Genomic DNA, 17,388 nt, shown 5'->3' with positions numbered 1-17,388 from the left:
TGTTCGCGGGATGCCGAATGTTCCGGCTCCTCGTCGCTCGGCTGCCCGCCTCCCAGCTTCCTGTGCTAGGACGGTCGATACAACCACGCCGCCCACAGCCATCCCGCAATAAGCAACACACCCCCGATCGGCGTCACCGCGCCCAGCCAACGCGGTGCCCCGAGCGCCATCGCATAAAGTGTCATGGCAAAGATCGCCGCACCGACCAGCAGAACGGCGGCGGGCCCGCGCGCCGTCCCCATGATCGCCAGCGCCGCGACGGCGTGGACAAGCTGGTACAGACCGCCCGTGCGCAGCCATTCGGCCTCCTGCGGCCCCGCCGCGCCATGTGCCCCAAAGGCTCCCGCCGCAACCGCCATCGCGGCCGACAGTGCCGCAAACATTCCGATCATGCCCATTTTTCCTTCCCGGCGGCACAGCCCGCCACGGCAACGCTGCGCGCCACTGGTGACAAGCGCGCAAAAATCGCTTATGGGCGCCGCCAATCATGACAAGCAAGACCCTTCCTGCCCAGCCGAAAGTCGGCATGGTGTCGCTCGGCTGCCCCAAGGCGCTGGTCGACAGCGAACGCATTCTGACCAAGCTGCGCTCGGACGGCTATGGCCTGTCGGCTGACTATGCCGGCGCTGACGTCGTACTGGTCAACACCTGCGGTTTCCTCGACAGCGCCAAGGAGGAAAGCTTGGAGGCGATCGGCGAGGCGATGGCCGAGAACGGCCGCGTCATCGTCACCGGCTGCATGGGGAACGAGGCCGAGGCAATCCGCGCGCGCTTTCCCGATGTGCTCGCAATCACCGGCGCCCACCAATATGAACAGGTGGTCGAGGCGGTCCACGACGCTGCCCCGCCGACCCAGGGCCCGTTCGTCGATCTGGTGCCCGAGGGCGGGCTGAAACTGACCCCGCGCCATTACAGCTATTTGAAGATTTCCGAAGGCTGCAACCACAGCTGCGCTTTCTGCATCATCCCCGATCTGCGCGGCAAGCTGGTCAGCCGCCGCATCGACGCGGTGCTGCGCGAGGCCGAAAAGCTGGTCGCCGCCGGGACGAAGGAATTGCTGGTGATCAGCCAGGACACCTCGGCCTATGGCGTCGACACCCGGCATGAAGCGCGGTCGTGGCAGGGGCGCGAGGTACGCGCCCATATGACCGACCTTGCCCGCGAGCTCGGCCAGCTGAAGACCAGCGAAGGCCGTGCGCCGTGGGTCCGGCTCCACTATGTCTATCCCTATCCGCATGTCGATGCGGTGATCCCGCTGATGGCCGAAGGGCTGCTCACCCCCTATCTCGACATCCCTTTCCAGCATGCGAGCCCTAAGGTGCTGAAGGCGATGAAACGCCCGGCGAACGAGGCCAAGGTGCTCGAACGGCTGAAAAGCTGGCGCGCCATCGCCCCCGACATATCGATCCGGTCGAGCTTCGTCGTGGGCTTCCCCGGCGAAACCGAGGAAGATTTCCAATATCTGCTCGACTGGCTCGACGAGGCGCAGCTCGACCGCGTCGGCGCCTTTCGCTTCGAACCGGTCGCCGGCGCGCAGGCGAACGCCCTGCCCGATCCGGTGCCCGAAGCGGTCAAGGAAGAACGCTACCAGCGCATCATGGACAAGACCGCCGCGATCAGCGCCGCCAAACTTGAAGCCAAGATCGGCCGCACCCTTCCCGTTATCATCGACGAAGTCGGGGATGCCGATGAAGAGGGCAGCATCGGTGCGACCGGCCGCAGTCAGGCCGACGCGCCCGAAATCGACGGCCATGTCTATCTCCGCGACGTCGCCGCGACATTGAAAGCGGGCGACATCGTCGATGTCGTGATCGAAGACGCCGACGAACATGATCTGTTCGGGGTGATTCGATAGGCGCGCCGCCGCGGGGGGTATAGCCGCCCCACCTGCCCGCCCATCCCGCCGCTGGACGGCGGGAATGGACTTCGCGTCCTCGGCAAAGCACCCCGGAAAAAATGGAACGATGGCGATTGTCGCTGTCCTACATTGGTCGGCCATGCCAGCCTTGGGCCATGGCCCCGACTTACCCTCCCGTCCGGCACCCGTCGGCCTGCGGCCCCAACCCGCCCCCTGGCTCAACCTCGTTCGCCTCGGCAAAGCGAAAGCAGGAAGACGATATGTGGCGTCTCGCAACCTTTGGAATAAAATTGCGCGCGGCGCGATCCGGGCAACCGGGACGCCGGGACCGGCGGGTTGATCTTCTCCGACCAAAGTACGAATCGCGAGTAAAGTTTCGCAGTTTTCCGCCCTCCAGCTAAGGTGTACGCCATGGGAACAGCTTTGCGATATCGGATCATATAGGGCAGACTATATGCATCGGGAGGTACCGGATGCGGCGGCTTCATCAGGCAATGATTTTCCTGCTGACCCTCACCTTGACGGGCTGCGACCGAAAGATCGCGGTCGATCCGCCGCCTCGCGCCGTCGACGCCGCTCCGACCCCGCAACAGATGTCGCTGATCGCGGTCCCTATCGACGCCGATGCGGGGCTGCTGAGGCGCGCGCTGGAGCGCGCCATTCCGCGCATCTTGTGGACAATCGATCGCCGAGAAAAACAATGCGTGCCGCCGCAGCGGCTCAAGGTTTTCGGGCGGCGCGTAAAGGTCACGCCAGCAATCCCCTGCACCATCGTGGGACGCGTGACGCGGGGAGAGTTGCGGCTGCGCGGCGAAGGGAACGAGATCATCGTCGACATGCCGCTGAACGCCCGAATCGCGGCGCGCGATATCGGCGGCATATTGAAGGGAGAAACCGCTACCGGTGCGGCCATGGCGCACACGCGAATCCGCATCGACCTAGATCCCGACTGGCGGCTGCGCGGCAAGGCCCGGATCAGCTATGGCTGGACCAGGCCGCCAGGCATCGACTTTCTGGGACAGCGCATCACCTTCACCGACGAAGCCAACGAAAAGCTGGCGCCCGTCGTCCGCGATATCGAGCGAGAGACCAACCGCGAAATTGCCAAAATTCCTGTCCGCAACGAGGCCGCCGACATCTGGCGGCAAAGCTTCACGACGCTCAGCCTCAACAGGGATAATCCTCCGGTATGGATGCGGGTGACGCCCCGGCGCATCCTCTATGGCGGGCATGGGCTCGACGATGGGCGCATTCACCTCAAACTGGCTATCGAAGGCGTGACCGAAAGCTTCGTCGGCGATCGCCCCAATGCCCCGGCCGCGACGCCGCTGCCCCCTCTCGAGCGCGGCGCACCAAAGCCCCATCTCGACGTCTTCATTCCCGTTGTCGCGGACTATGACGAACTCGAACCGGTGATTCTGCGCGCGCTGGTCAAGCGGTCAAGGCGCCCCTTCGACCTGCCGAAGATTGGGCCGGTGACGGCCAAATTCTCCGACGTTACCGCCTATGGCTCGCCGGGAGGACGGATCGCAGTCGGCGTTTCGGTAGAGGCTCAGCCGCAGCGCATTCGTCAGGCCCCGACCCATGGCCGCCTGTGGGCCACAGCCATTCCGGTCAACGCCCCGGGATCGCCCGAAGTGCATTTCACCGACCTGAAAATCACCGGCGATACAGACGGGATCAGCGGCGACCTGCTGATTAAGATCGGTCAGAGCCCCGGTTTTTCTGCCCAGATCGCCGCGGTCCTGACCCAGAATTTCGCCCGCGATATTGCCGAACTCGAAGACAAAATTCGGCATGCGGTCGATCAGCGACGCAAAGGGGACTTTCTGATCCGCACCCGGATCGACGGGTTCGAAATCGGGCAGATCGCAGCCTATGGCAACGGGCTCTATCTGCCGGTGCGTATGACCGGCTCGGCGCGCGTCGCCTATCGGCCACCCCGATAGAAAAGGTCAGAACAATCGCGTCAGCGCATAGAAGATTGCGGCCACCGCCGCGCTCGCCGGAATGGTGATGAACCACGCCGCGATCACATTGCCCGCCACGCCCCAGCGGACCGCACTCGCCCGGCGAGCCACGCCGGCACCGATGATGCTTCCGGTGATGGTGTGCGTGGTGGATACGGGAATACCAAGCAAGCTGGCAGTAAACACCATGATCGACCCGCCGGTCGAGGCTGCAAAGCCCTGGTGATGCGACAGCTTGGTGATCCGGCCGCCCATGGTCTCGATGATCTTCCACCCACCCGACAAAGTGCCCAGAGCGATCGCCACATAGCAAGCAAAGGCAACCCAGTGCGGCACATGGAACTCACCGCTGAGATAGCCGGTGGAATAGAGCAGGACGGCGATGATCCCCATCGTCTTCTGCGCATCGTTCAGGCCGTGGCTGATCGAATAGGCGGCCGACGAAAAGAGGTGGAGATAGCGAAAGCTGCTTTCCGCGAACTTCGCGGTGGCACGGCGAAGCGCCCAGCTGCTGAGCAGCATCACCATCATCGCGAGCAACATGCCGAGCATCGGCGACAGAAAGATGGCGAGCACGGTCTTGTTCAGGCCCGACCACTGAATGCCTTCAAACCCCGCATGCGCCACCCCGGCGCCGACGATGCCACCGACCAGCGCGTGGCTGGACGAGGAAGGAATGCCCTTCAACCACGTCACGACATTCCAGAACATCGCACCGACCAGCGCACCGAATACCACTGCCGGAGTCACAAGATCCTTGTCGATCAATCCGGCACCGATTGTTTCGGCAACCTTGTGCAGCGCGGGAAAAGCCAGGCTGAGGAAATAGGCGGCAAAGTTGAAGAAAGCGGCGAAGATCACCGCCTGCACCGGCCGCAGCAAACGGGTGGCCACGACCGTTGCAATGCTGTTCGCAGCGTCGTGCAAACCGTTCAGAAAATCGAAGGCGAGCGCAAGGATGACCAGCCCGACGAGAAGGTGAAAGGCGATTTCGTGCATGGAGTCGCTCCCCGCTTACGCGTGGTCGATGACCAAACCGTCGATTTCGTTCGCCACATCTTCGAAACTGTCGACGACACGTTCAAGGTGACGATAAAGTTCGCGCGCGATCAGGAAATGCAGCGTGTTCGACTGCCCATGTTCCTTGAACAAGCGCTTCAGCCCGCGGGCGTGGATTTCGTCGGCATGTCCCTCCATGCGCACAAGCCGTTCGGTCAATTCGTGCAGACGGGTGCCGTTCGCGGCGACGTTGCGCAGCAGCGGCAGAGCCTCCGACGTCAGCCGCGCCGCATCGACGATGATACCGGCGATATCGCGCATTTCGGGATCGAACTCGGTCACATCGTACAAGTCGATCGCGCCGGCGGTTTTCTGCATCTCGTCGATCGCGTCGTCCATCGACGCGATAAGGTCGGTGATCGCGCTGCGGTCGAACGGGGTCAAAAAGGTGCGGCGGACCGTCTGCAACACTTCCCGCGTAATCGCGTCGGCATCATGTTCGCGCTCGACAATTTCCTGAATATGATCGGCCATGCCTTCACCGCCCTGCAACAGGCGCGACAGGGCGTTGGCCCCCGCCACCAGCGTCGCCGCGTGATTTTCGAACAATTCAAAGAAATTGCCCTGGCGCGGCAGCAGGCGCTGGAACCAAGCGAACATCCGATTTACCCCTGTTTTTTCGGCTACATTCTGGACGACGCCGCGCGGTTGAGCAGCGATACGAAAACCGCTGTCGCCGAACGAACGGATCAGAGCCTGAAGATCCGCCTCGTCGACAACGCCCGCCGCTTCCTCGAAGGCGAACCATTTTCGCTCGCGTTCGTCCATTTCCTTCCACTCGGCGAGTTCGCGCGTCACCGCGAGTGGAAAAACCTCGACATTATACATGATCGACGCACCGTTGGCGCGCCGCTTGCGATACTGATAGCTGCCGATCGATGTCGGACAGACGGCACCGATCACGCCAGCTTCTTCCTCCGCCTCTATCGCGGCAGCGGCATGACGCTCCATACCGGTCAGCGGATTGCCCTTTGGAATCACCCAACGCTTCGTCTCGCGCGAAGTGATCAACAGAATTTCAGTTGGCCCATCTTGGGCGGCGCCGCCGAAGCGATAGGGAAGGACAGCGATCTGACGCAAGATACCGGCCCTTTCCTGCGGCTGGGTCGGCACGGCGGCCGAGAATGACGAATGCGTGACGCCCCTATGACATTAATGTGACAGCGACAAGCGGCCTTCGCACTTCCCTCCCTTCATACTTTCAGGTCGCCTCCTACTTTCAACGCTGTCAATTCGATTGCAAATCGAAACGTGGTGCGTAAGCTGCAACCAAACATAGTCGGGAGACAGGATTATGGCAGGCACGGCAACCCTCGACCGCTCGGCGGCCGCAACCGCCGCCGCCGTCGATCAGGACGTGTTGATCGTCGGCGCGGGCATTTCGGGCATCGGCATGGCGGTGCACCTGCAAATGCACTGCCCCGGCCGCAGCTTTGGAATCGTCGAACGGCGCCCCCAACTCGGCGGCACATGGGACCTGTTCCGTTACCCCGGCATCCGTTCGGACAGCGACATGCACACGCTGGGGTTCGTCTTTGAACCCTGGAAACATGAAAAATCGATCGCCGACGGTCCTGCGATCCTCGATTATCTGAACCGCATCGTCGACGAACGCCACATTCGCGACCATATCCGTTTCGGACGCAAAGTCGTCGGTGCGGACTGGGACAGCACCGCGGCGCGCTGGACCGTGACGATGGAAGATGCCAGCGGCATCACTTCGACCACCACGGCGCGCTGGCTATATCTCGGCGCGGGCTATTACGACTATGACGAGCCCTATCAGGCGCACTTCGAAGGGCGCGGCGATTTCAAGGGCCAGATTGTTCATCCACAATTCTGGCCGGAGAACTTCGATTATCGCGGCAAGAAAATCGTTGTGATCGGGTCTGGGGCGACCGCCGTTACGATCGTTCCCGCGATGGCAAAGGAAGCAGCGCATGTCACCATGCTGCAGCGGACACCGACCTGGTACTTCATCCGCCCCGCGAAGGACGCCTTTGCAAATTTCCTGCGCAAGTTTCTGCCCGAGGAAGTCGCGTACAAGATCACACGATACAAGAATGTAAAATTGCAGGACATCAGCTTTCGCCGCGCCCGCACCCGACCGGAAAAGGTCAAGGATTTCCTGACCAAGAGATTGCAGAAGGCGCTGGGTGACAAATATGACCAACAGGCCTTTACCCCGCCCTACGACCCATGGGACCAGCGCCTGTGCCTGGTTCCCGACGCCGATTTCTTTGAAGCGATGAAGGCTGACAAGGCCACCGTTGTCACCGACCATATCAAGCATTTCGACGAAACGGGAATCCAGCTTCAATCAGGCCAGCATCTTGATGCCGACATCATCGTCACGGCGACCGGCCTCAAGCTGGCCGTAGCAGGCAAGATTCCGGTGCGGGTCGATGGCAATCTCGTCGATTGGAGCGAACATTTCTATTACAAGGCGTGCATGTTCTCAAACGTCCCGAATTTCGCGGTGGTGTTCGGATATCTCAATGCCAGTTGGACGCTGCGTGCCGACATCGTCTCGGAATATATATGCCGCGTCCTCAACCATATGAAGGCCGTAGGCGCCGACGTCGCCACCCCGGTCCTTGAGGACCCCGCCAGCTTGACCGAAGAGAATATTTTCGACTTCTCTTCCGGTTATATTCAGCGCGGACTGCACATCATGCCCAAAAACGCCGATCGCCTACCGTGGCGGCTGAGCCAGAATTATGTTCAGGACCGCATCGACATGCGCACCGGAGCCGTGGATGACGGCGTGCTGAGCTTCGGCCATGCACTCGTCGCCGGAAACGCCGCGGCAACGCTGGAAGCCGCCGAGTGACGGATAAAGATGCGCCAGCGATTCGCCGTAAAAACCCGATCGGCACCGAAATAATTGAACCATTTCGGCGGCAAATCTTCCCCATCGAACATTTTCCGCCGCTTTAGCTTCAATTTACTAGGCTATAATTTGAATATACCATCGCGCATCCTGAAAGAAAGGAAGCGCAATGACTGTTTCCGTCACTTCTAATCGCCTTTCACTGCCCGCCGCGCTCGCTCTGACCTTGTCAACCGCCACCCTTCTTGCTGGCTGCTCCGATGAAAAGAACGGCGCGGGGAAAGGCGCTAAGGTGGCCGCCGCAGGATCCTGCCCCGAAGGCCTGGGCTGGGCAGAAGGCCTTGGCGGCTTCCTGACCGCCGAAGCAAAAATGGATACGCGCATCGCCGCAAACGCTGATGACTGCCTGTTCAACCAATGGTCCTGGGAAAGCTTTGTCTGGGCAACTGCAGAGATTGATGGCGCGCCACGCTTTCTTGGCTGGAAAACTCCCGACGAACTGGTTGCGGCCCCGGGGCTGGCGTCGCGGACAAGTATCTTACGCCTCGACGCGCACATGAAACCACTGCACGCGATGAACGGGGTGGAAAATCAGGACGGCGCGATCGTGGAAGCGGACGGCAGCATGCTGATCGGCCAGAACGGATATCCAGTCTATGCCTCCGTGCACATGACGGACGGCTATTTCGCTACCGTGAAGCGCAATCTGATCGCAACCGGCGCTTATCAAAAGAACCCCGATCAGGATGATTATTTCGCAATCGGCGATGCGATCGTGAAGGCAACGTGGCACAGGATCGCAAAGGGCGAGGCGCCGCCACAGGGAGCTTACACAACCGAAGCTGAGGTTCCGATCCTTGAAAAACGGTGCGCTGCAGCAAAATGCATGGTCGAACCCACTGGCCGGTTCGAAACCGCGACCGTCGCGCTCGTCGGCCTGCACGTCGTCGGCTATACCGAAAATCACCCCGAATTTGTCTGGGCCACCTTCGAGCACAAGGCAAACGCCCCAATGTTCGTCGACAACAGCTTCACTTTCGACGCATCGAAGAGCGATCCCAAAGATTATACCTTCTACAAGGCAGGAACGCCGTTCGGAAAAGAAACGCTGCTGGTCGACACCGACCCGTCAACCGGCGCAAACGTCAGCTTCGATCCTGCGACTGGCCGTTTCGCTCCAGCAACGCAAGTGGTCCAAATGAACCGCACAGGCGGCGACACCCAGCCCAACGGCCCAGCCAATATCGCGATCCTGAACCAGGTGTCACAGCAATCGATCGCGTCGATCGTCAAGGGAACGCCATTCCAGAACTACAATCTGATCGGCACCGTGTGGTTCCAGCCGAACAGCTATGTCACCAGCAACCCCGCTTGGACGACGATGTCGAACCGCAATGCCGTCGGCGCAATCAGCCTGATGAACAGCACGGCGGAAACCTTTCTGCAAAGCACGAAAGGCAATCAGGGCAATAATTGTTTCGAATGCCACAACGCAGGATCATTTTCCTATCAAGGCATCCAGCCCGCACCGCTCGCCACGCGGCGCGTCGCAATCAGCCACATGGTTGCGGTCGGCTCGCCTTACGAAATCCCCAACCGGTTGCCTGTCAAGGCCCTGCCCGACGCACCAAGGCAATAGTCGGAAGCCCCGCTCCGCTAGCGGAGCGGAGCCCGATCAACGTCATTTCTGCCGCGGAAAATCCCGAGCATATTCTGGCTTCACAGCCTTCACCAACGCGGATGTCACCGGCACATTGATGGTATAGCTGCCTTCCGCATATGGACCGATTTCATAGGGTGCGATCGCGATCGTCAGGCGATCGAGATATTTACCGTCCGACGATCCGATCCATATCGTCTGCGCCGAAGCAGGCGGACAAGATGCAAAGGGGCCGCCCGAGTCCTTCTCTATGGAAATACCCTTGGTCTTTTTGGCACGCACGATCGCAGCGCAGAATTCATCGCGGATCGCGGCATCAAATGCCGCGCCATCGACAAATAGATCGAGCGGCTTCAGCCGCATTGCTCGGTTTCGATCCCATATCAACGTGTCGAAAGTCGCCATGCCATGGGCACCACCGGTATAGGTCCCGATCTCGCTCGACAGGCTGACGAAACGCGGCGTGTTCGTAACCAGCTTCCACGTTTCCTGATGGCTGTGCGCATGATAGGGAAAACCTTCCTTGTCAGCGCTTTGCTTGTCCCGTTCAGCGTCGCGGATCAGCGCCCCCCGTTTTGCCGACCGATCGGCGTCGAGCAGGGCAGCAAGCTTCGGTATCGCGGCCGCTTCGCGCGGATAGCTATAGGCGAATTCCACAAGATCATTCTTCTCGGTCACATTCGACGGCTTTGCGTCCGTCAATGCGATTTCTGCCGGGGTCGTCGGCGGTGCGCCGGGCACCGGCCTGGAGACCTCCTTGCCGGACGGCGGCGGGGCCGGCTCTGGCGAGCAACCTGCAAGAAAAACGGATGCCGCGACGAAAGGCGCGACAAGGTGGGCGGGGCGTCTGCTGTTCATTTGTCCATAACGCCGGGAATCGACAAAGTTTCCCGATAGTTTTAGCAGGGTTACATGTTCGACTATTCCGACCTCGTCCAACCAGACAAAGACCAGCCAGCGCATGCGATCCACCTTGTGGACAAAAACAGCTTTGATCACTGGCTGAAAGGGCGGACGGTAAGGGAGCGTTCCGCCCTGACTGCGGCGGAGTACAAGCCGGACGCCTATGCCCATGCCATTCTGCCGGGCGATGATGCCAACGATTGGTCGGTCGTCACCACTGTCGCCAATGTCGACGACCTGTCGGCTTGGTGTTTGGCGAAACTGGCCCAAACACTACCAGAAGGACGGTATCGCGTCGAAGGGCACCAACCGGGAAAAGCCCTGTTCGGCTGGATGACAGCGCAGTATCGCTTCGACACCTATCGCACGAAGCAGGAAGCACGCGGTGCGCGCGTGCTTTTGACAAGCGACGTCGGCATAATTGCCCCCATGGTGGCCGAAGCGAAGGCTACGGCATTGGTTCGCGACCTCGTCAATACGCCCGCCGCCGACATGGGTCCCTCAGCGCTCGAGAAACAGGCCGATCGCATCGCCAAAGCACACGGCGGAAAGCTGACCGTCACAAAGGGGGAGGCGCTGGAACAAGGATACCCCATGATCCACGCGGTGGGGCGCGCGGCAGCCAAGCACCACGCCCCGCGGCTGATCGAAATTACCTGGGGCAAGGAAGAGCACCCGCGCATTGCCCTGGTCGGCAAGGGGGTTTGCTTTGACAGCGGCGGGCTCGACATCAAGCCTAGCGCCGGCATGCGCATCATGAAAAAGGACATGGGCGGCGCAGCGCATATCCTCGCGCTAGCCGAGTTGGTGATGGCATCGGGCCTGCCGGTCCGGCTGCACTGTCTGGTAGCCGCCGTCGAAAATGCCATTTCGGGCGATGCGTTTCGCCCTGGCGACGTTCTGAAAAGCCGCCTCGGGCCGACGGTCGAGATCGGCAATACCGATGCGGAAGGTCGACTGGTCCTTGGCGACGCCCTGGCTCGCGCCGGGGAAGAAAAGCCGGAGTTGATCGTCGACTTCGCAACGCTCACCGGGGCGGCGCGCATCGCTCTGGGTCCCGACCTGCCAGCCATGTTTACCAACGACGACATATTGGCCGACGACCTTTCCAAGGGCGGTGCCGAACGCGACGATCCGGTTTGGCGCCTCCCGCTATGGGATGGCTATGCCGACCTTCTTGAAACCGACATTGCGGACATCGGCAATGCTGGCGGATCATCGTTCGCCGGCGCCATCACCGCCGCCCTGTTCCTCAAGCGCTTCGTGCCGGAGGCGACCCCCTGGGCGCATTTCGATACGTTCGCCTGGCGCCCGTCGGCCAAGCCGGGGCGCCCGAAGGGCGGCGCGGCACTAGGTTTACGGGCGGCTTGGGCGATGCTTCAGGCGCGCTATGACAGGCGGGGCAAGAGCGAAGCGGCTTGATAAAGCGCCGTCGGCTGGGCTAATGCCGCGCGATTGGCCGCCATGCGCGGATTACAGGCTTTTACGGGACGGCAAGTGACAGCGGAAAAGGACGAAAATTCAATGTCTGGCCGGGTCCGCATGGGGCGCCCGGGCACCGTTGGCGCGGGTCGTGACCATTTTGGCTTGGCCGGCCGCTCGCAAAGCTATGACCAGCGCGTCGTCGCGATCCGTCCTGATCTGGCAGATATTGCGGTGGCCGGACAACATTTCGCTCCTCATTATGCGGCGCCGATGATGCGCAGCATCGTCCTGCCCTCGACACCGCTACGTGGATCGCCGTCTCTTGATGCCGAACAGACGAGTGAGTTGCTTTTTGGGGAAGGCTTTGCCCTGCTCGACCTGACCGGCGGCTGGGCATGGGGTTACAGCTTGGCCGATCATTATGTTGGCTATCTTTCCGCCGACGCGCTGGGCGCGCCAATTGCCCCCACTCACCGCGTGGCTGCTGCCGAGGCGCTCGTCCACAGCGCTCCGGACAGCGCCAGCGGCGGGTCGGCCATCCTGCCAAGGGGAGCCTGGGTGATGGGCGACGTTCAAGGCGCCTGGCTTGCCACCGCACATGGGTTCCTTCCACTCGACACCCTCTCCGACGCCGACGCCGTCACCGACGATCCTGCCGCAATTGCCGAAGCGATGATCGACACGCCCTATGCCTGGGGCGGTCGCAGCGCGAATGGCGTTGATTGTTCTGGACTGGTGCAGCTGGCGTGGGCGGCGGCAGGCATTCAACTCCCACGCGACAGCGATCTTCAGTTTGCAGCACTCGGCAGCGACAAGGACATCGCCCCCAGCGACCTGGTACGCGGCGACCTCGTCTTCTTTCCGGGCCATGTCGGCATCATGGCCGACCCCGTCAACATCGTCCATGCCAGCCGACGATGGATGGCAGTGAAAGCCGAACCGCTGGCCGACGTGATCGAGCGCTCGGCCGCAAAGGACCATAATCCGCCCGTGAGCGGATATAAACGACTGCGATAAATGATGACAAAAACGGTATTTATCGACGGCGCGGCGGGAACGACGGGCCTCGAAATCGCCGAGCGGCTGGCCGGACGAGCCGAATTCTCTCTGCTGATCCTCGACGATGCGCGGCGCAAGGACATCGGCGCGCGGCGCGAAGCGCTGAACGACGCCGATTTCGTGATCTTGTGCCTGCCCGACGATGCCGCGCGAGAGTCGGTTGCGATGATCGCAAACGACCGTACGCGCGTCATCGATGCCTCGACCGCGCATCGCGTTGCGCCGGGCTGGGTTTATGGCTTCCCGGAAGTCAGCGGTCATGCGGCGGTCGCATCGGCGGCGCGGGTATCCAACCCGGGCTGCTATTCGACCGGCTTTATCGCGCTGATCGCGCCGCTGGTCGAGGCCGGACTGCTGCCAGCAGACTGGCCCTATATCTGTCATGCGGTCAGCGGCTATTCCGGCGGCGGCAAGGCACTAATCGAGCGGTTTGAGAAGGACCGCGACATTGCCTGGCGCGGCTATGCGCTGGCGCTTGGACACAAGCATGTCCCCGAAATGCAGGCGCGTTGCGGCCTGTCCGTCGCACCGCTTTTTTCACCAGCCGTCATTCCCGCGCACCGCGGAATGATCGTTGAAGTGCCCTTGCCGCTGGCGGCCATGGCGAACGCCGCCACGTCAGACGCGCTGCGCGCTGCTCTCTCGGAATATTATGCCGCCAGTCCGGTCGTCAGCATGGGCGAGGCGCCGGTCGATGGGGAAATGCTGCTCCGCGCGTCCGACAATGGCAGCGACCGGATCGATCTGTTCGTCTTCGGCAACGCCGATGGAAGCCAGGCGCGCCTCGTTGCCCGACTGGACAATCTGGGCAAGGGCGCAAGCGGCGCTTGCGTCCAGAATCTGAATATCATGGCCGGGCTGCCGGAAACGGCCGGGCTGCGCCTCTGACCGCCAGCGTCTCCGACGGTCAGTGTACCGTGTCGAGGACATCCTCGACCGACAAATAGGTGATCAATCGCTCGATCTGGCGCCAGCGGGCAAAGAAGATATGATTGCCAAGCGCGCGATATTGTTCGGCGCGAGCGGCGGCCGCAAAGCCCGCCTCTGCGCCATGCTGAGCAATCAGCGCATCGGCATCGTCGATCGCCGCGCGATCGGCAAGAAAAGGTGCGGACAACTGCATGCAAACCCCGGTCCTTGGCATCGAACCGCCCGCATAAGGCCCCCGCATCACCGCGCCGTTCCCAAGCGTGATGAACGGAAAGGTAAGGTTAATTGCACTTAACCCTCGGCCGCCATCTTTGGCCCCTTTGCCGCCGCCGCCTGCCCGTGTAAGCAGTCTCAATGCGCAAGATCCTGAAATATGCCGCCCTCGCCCTGTTGCTGGTCCTGATCGCGGGCGGCATCACATTCTACATCATGTCGCGGCCCGATGTGGCCCGCTTTTCGACCGCGGAACTCAGCGGCCGGGTACCGGTGATGGCATCGCAGCGCACAGAGACCTTCCCGACCGTCAATGTACCCGAAGCGACGAGTTGGCCTGCCGGACAAGCGCCGCGCCCCGCCAAGGGGCTAGCCGTCACCCGCTTTGCCGAGGGGCTTGATCATCCGCGCACGATCCTGGTCCTGCCCAATGGCGACGTACTCGCCGCCGAAGCCCAGAGCCCGCCCCGCGACACCTCAGGCGTCGAAGGCAAGGTCATGGGCAATCTGATGGCAAAGGCCGGGGCCGGCGGCGTTTCGGCGAACCGCATCACCCTGCTTCGCGACGCCGATGGCGACGGAAAGGCGGAGATCAAGAGTGCCTTTATCACCGGCCTGAATTCACCCTATGGCATGGCGTTGGTCGGCAGCACGCTTTATGTCGCGAACACCGACGCGCTGCTCGCCTTTCCCTATGTCGCCGGCGAAACGAAGATGAGCGGCAAGCCGGTCAAGCTCGTCGACCTGCCTGCCAAGGGCACCAACCGCCATTGGACGAAGAGTCTGGCGGTTGCCCCCAACGGCTGGCTGTACGTCGGCGTCGGCGCCGATTCGAACATAGGCGAAAAGGGCATGAACGCCGAGTTCCGCCGCGCCGCAGTGCTGGAAATCCGACCCGAGAACAAATATATGCGGACCTTCGCCGCGGGCATCCGCAACCCCGTCGGCCTGGCTGTCTATCCGGGCAGCGACCGGTTGTGGACCGTGGTGAACGAACGCGACATGCTGGGATCGGATCTGGTTCCCGACTATCTGACCGATGTGACCGAAGGCGATTTCTATGGCTGGCCCTGGTATTATTGGGGCGGCTTTATCGACCCCCGCGTCCCGCCCGAGGCCGAGGATCGCCGCCAATATGTGAAGCGCCCCGAATATGGCCTGGGCGCCCACACCGCACCGCTGGGCATGACCTTCACCCAAGGGCTGGACCTAGGCGAGCGGTGGGCGAACGGCGCGCTGATCGCCCGGCACGGATCGTGGAACCGCGAGCCAGTCGCCGGATATGATGTCGTGTTCGTCAAGTTCGGCGCCAACGGCAAGCCCGCCAATGCCCTGCCCGTCACGCTGCTCGACCAGTTCCTGGCGGCCGATGGCAAGACCGCCCGCGGCCGCCCCGCGGACGTCAAGGTGGCCAAGGATGGCGCCGCGCTGATCGCCGACGATACCGGCGGGATCATCTGGCGCGTCGCCAAGGCGGGGTGATCCCACCCTCTCTATTTGCCCTGTTTATTTCGTCCTGGCGGTGCCGGCGAAGCCACCCGGTAATTCCGAGCTTGCGTAAACCCGCCCTGGATTGCTTCACCCGGCTTTCGCCGGGTTCGCAAGGACGGACAGCCTGACCGGGATCAGACCCGCATCGGCATCAGCACATAAAGCGCCGGGCTTTTTTCGCTTTCGCGGATCAGCGTCGGCGCATTGGCGTCGGCGAGGTGCAGTTCAACCGTGTCGCTGTCCACCTGGCCCAGAATGTCGCTGAGATAACGCGCGTTGAAGCCGATCTCCATCGCCTCGGCGTCATAGCCCGCCGCCAGTTCTTCGGCCGCGGTGCCGTTTTCGGGGCTCGTCACCGACAGGGTGATGCGATCCTTGTCGAGCCCGACCTTGACCGCGCGCGTTTTCTCGCTGGCGATCGTCGAGACGCGATCGACGCCCTGGAACAGGCTTTTCGGATCGACCTTCAGCAGCTTGTCATTCGCGGTCGGGATGACGCGGCTGTAATCGGGGAAAGTCCCGTCGATCAGCTTTGACGTCAGCACCGCATTGCCGAGCTGGAAACGAATCTTGGTCGCCGACAGGCTGATCTCGACATTGCCTTCAGCTTCGTCGAGCAGCTTGCGGATTTCTCCGACGCATTTGCGCGGCACGATTACGTCGGGCATCCCCGTCGCGCCATCGGGGCGCGTCACGGTGTAGCGAGCCAGGCGGTGCCCGTCGGTTGCCGCCGCTTTCAACACCGGCCCGGTCGCATCTTCGGCGACATGCAGGAAGATGCCATTCAGATAATAGCGCGTCTCTTCGGTCGAGATGGCAAAGCGCGTCTTGTCGATGATCTGGATCAGTTCGGCCGCCGGCAATTCGAAATTGGTCGGCAGATCCCCTTCAGCGATTACCGGGAAATCGTCACGCGGCAGCGTCGGCAGATTGAAGTTCGACCGGCCAGCCTTCACCTGCATCTTGCCGTCGGCAGCGGCCAGGCTGACTTCCGCGCCTTCGGGAAGCTTGCGGGCAATTTCAAACAGGGTGTGCGCCGACACCGTCGTCGTTCCAGCGGTCTCGACCTTTGCCGCGACCGTTTCGACAACCTGCAGGTCAAGGTCGGTCGCCATCATCTTGAGGCTGCCCGACGCATCGGCTTCGATCAGGACGTTCGACAGGATGGGAATGGTATTGCGCCGTTCGACCACGGACTGGACGTGGCCGAGGCTCTTCAAAAGCACTGCGCGTTCGATCGTCGCTTTCATTCTGTTTCCGCCATCCTAAATGCTCGTGCGGGAGAAGTCCCTGGTGGAACCGGCATCGCGGACGCGGCGGCGCCCCGATTCCCTGCCCCAAAAAATGTCCCCTTCCTTAACGCACACGCCGCGCCGCGCAAGCCATGCTTGCAAAGCAAGGGGTTTCGCGCAATCGAGGGCGCGATGCGGCGCGCGTTCCTCTTCCTTGTTCCAGCGGCAATCCCGGCAACCCTGTGGGCCGCGGCACCGAGCGCGCTGGGCATTTTCGACGGCTGGGGCGCGTTTCGCGATCCCGCCACCCCGCGCTGCTATGCCATAGCTGCACCATCGGCGACGATCGGGAAGCCCCAGGAAAAGGCCTATGCCAGCGTCGGATACTGGCCGAAGTCGCGCATTCGCGGCCAGTTCTACGTCCGATTGTCGAAGGCCCGGCGAACCGACGGCGAACTGCGGCTGACCATCGGCAGCCGCCGCTTCGTGCTGACCGGAAACGGCGTCCACGGCTGGGCCAGCGATCAACGAATGGACGCCGCGATCGTCGCGGCCATGCGATCGGCCCCCAGCATGAGCGTGGAAAGCAGCACGCCGGGCGGTGGCGCGATCGCTGACACTTATCGCCTGCGCGGGGCCGCAACGGCAATTGACGCCGCCGCTCTGGGGTGCGCGCGCATTCGGTGAGCACCGCTCCGAAAAATGGCGAAAATCTGCGCAACTTTACACTGAAATCGCATATCGAGCCAGCGCCC

At 62.1% G+C, this 17,388-nt stretch carries 15 protein-coding genes; 9 read left to right on the top strand and 6 right to left on the bottom strand.

Annotated features, from left to right (window positions below; translation table 11 throughout):
- Positions 1-65: 65 nt before the first annotated feature.
- Positions 66-392 carry a DUF423 domain-containing protein gene (locus U0S50_RS16580; protein ID WP_322309787.1) on the bottom strand — a complete coding sequence of 109 codons (327 nt, stop codon included), beginning with the start codon at positions 390-392 and terminating at the stop codon, positions 66-68.
- Between the two features lie 95 nt (positions 393-487).
- Between U0S50_RS16580 and rimO the strand changes: the two genes are divergently transcribed.
- Together rimO and U0S50_RS16570 are read left to right on the top strand one after the other, a co-directional pair.
- Positions 488-1,855, top strand: a complete 1,368-nt coding sequence (gene rimO, locus U0S50_RS16575; RefSeq protein WP_322309786.1) for a 30S ribosomal protein S12 methylthiotransferase RimO — start codon at positions 488-490, stop codon at positions 1,853-1,855.
- A 476-nt stretch (positions 1,856-2,331) separates the two neighbouring features.
- Complete coding sequence (locus U0S50_RS16570; RefSeq protein WP_322309785.1) at positions 2,332-3,807, top strand: DUF4403 family protein; 1,476 nt, start codon at positions 2,332-2,334, stop codon at positions 3,805-3,807.
- A gap of 6 nt (positions 3,808-3,813) precedes the next feature.
- Here the strand turns inward: U0S50_RS16570 and U0S50_RS16565 are convergent, their stop codons facing one another.
- Positions 3,814-4,827 (bottom strand): inorganic phosphate transporter, encoded by a 1,014-nt coding sequence (locus tag U0S50_RS16565; RefSeq protein WP_322309784.1) that lies wholly within the window; start codon positions 4,825-4,827, stop codon positions 3,814-3,816.
- Positions 4,828-4,842: 15 nt separating this feature from the next.
- A complete protein-coding gene (locus U0S50_RS16560; protein ID WP_322309783.1) occupies positions 4,843-5,967 on the bottom strand; it encodes a DUF47 family protein in 1,125 nt (374 codons plus the stop codon).
- A 214-nt stretch (positions 5,968-6,181) separates the two neighbouring features.
- Here U0S50_RS16560 and U0S50_RS16555 point away from each other — a divergent pair, with 214 nt between their 5' ends.
- Both U0S50_RS16555 and U0S50_RS16550 read left to right on the top strand, forming a co-directional pair.
- Positions 6,182-7,720, top strand: coding sequence for an NAD(P)/FAD-dependent oxidoreductase (locus U0S50_RS16555; RefSeq protein ID WP_322309782.1), 1,539 nt, complete (start codon positions 6,182-6,184; stop codon positions 7,718-7,720).
- A gap of 169 nt (positions 7,721-7,889) precedes the next feature.
- Entirely contained in the window at positions 7,890-9,359 is a 1,470-nt protein-coding gene (locus U0S50_RS16550) for a hypothetical protein (RefSeq protein ID WP_322309781.1), read from the top strand.
- Between the two features lie 42 nt (positions 9,360-9,401).
- Here the strand turns inward: U0S50_RS16550 and U0S50_RS16545 are convergent, their stop codons facing one another.
- On the bottom strand, positions 9,402-10,058 hold the full coding sequence (locus tag U0S50_RS16545; RefSeq protein ID WP_322309780.1) for a DUF3298 and DUF4163 domain-containing protein: 657 nt from the start codon (positions 10,056-10,058) through the stop codon (positions 9,402-9,404).
- 234 nt (positions 10,059-10,292) lie between these two features.
- Between U0S50_RS16545 and U0S50_RS16540 the strand changes: the two genes are divergently transcribed.
- The 3 genes from U0S50_RS16540 (at position 10,293) to argC (ending at position 13,655) form a co-directional block, all read left to right on the top strand.
- Entirely contained in the window at positions 10,293-11,705 is a 1,413-nt protein-coding gene (locus U0S50_RS16540; RefSeq protein WP_322309779.1) for a leucyl aminopeptidase family protein, read from the top strand.
- A gap of 102 nt (positions 11,706-11,807) precedes the next feature.
- The gene (locus tag U0S50_RS16535; RefSeq protein ID WP_322309778.1) at positions 11,808-12,725 is read left to right on the top strand and encodes a C40 family peptidase; all 918 of its coding nucleotides are present in this window, start codon (positions 11,808-11,810) and stop codon (positions 12,723-12,725) included.
- Between the two features lie 3 nt (positions 12,726-12,728).
- Positions 12,729-13,655, top strand: a complete 927-nt coding sequence (gene argC, locus U0S50_RS16530; protein WP_322309838.1) for an N-acetyl-gamma-glutamyl-phosphate reductase — start codon at positions 12,729-12,731, stop codon at positions 13,653-13,655.
- Between the two features lie 19 nt (positions 13,656-13,674).
- On the opposite strand, the gene U0S50_RS16525 is transcribed toward argC, so the two are convergent.
- Positions 13,675-13,890 (bottom strand): hypothetical protein, encoded by a 216-nt coding sequence (locus U0S50_RS16525; protein WP_322309777.1) that lies wholly within the window; start codon positions 13,888-13,890, stop codon positions 13,675-13,677.
- A gap of 161 nt (positions 13,891-14,051) precedes the next feature.
- Here U0S50_RS16525 and U0S50_RS16520 point away from each other — a divergent pair, with 161 nt between their 5' ends.
- Positions 14,052-15,392 carry a sorbosone dehydrogenase family protein gene (locus tag U0S50_RS16520; protein WP_322309776.1) on the top strand — a complete coding sequence of 447 codons (1,341 nt, stop codon included), beginning with the start codon at positions 14,052-14,054 and terminating at the stop codon, positions 15,390-15,392.
- A gap of 143 nt (positions 15,393-15,535) precedes the next feature.
- Here U0S50_RS16520 and dnaN read toward each other — a convergent pair whose 3' ends face one another.
- Positions 15,536-16,651: a DNA polymerase III subunit beta gene (gene dnaN / locus U0S50_RS16515; RefSeq protein ID WP_322309775.1), complete on the bottom strand. Its 1,116-nt coding sequence runs from the start codon at positions 16,649-16,651 to the stop codon at positions 15,536-15,538.
- 174 nt (positions 16,652-16,825) lie between these two features.
- On the opposite strand from dnaN, the gene U0S50_RS16510 reads away from it, so the two are divergent.
- Positions 16,826-17,320, top strand: coding sequence for a hypothetical protein (locus U0S50_RS16510; RefSeq protein WP_322309774.1), 495 nt, complete (start codon positions 16,826-16,828; stop codon positions 17,318-17,320).
- Positions 17,321-17,388 lie beyond the last annotated feature (68 nt).

This window comes from Sphingopyxis sp., from assembly GCF_034380315.1.
Classification (GTDB): Bacteria; Pseudomonadota; Alphaproteobacteria; order Sphingomonadales; family Sphingomonadaceae; genus Sphingopyxis.
Note: the sequence above shows the minus strand (reverse complement) of the source record. Positions and strands in the feature narration are given on the sequence as shown.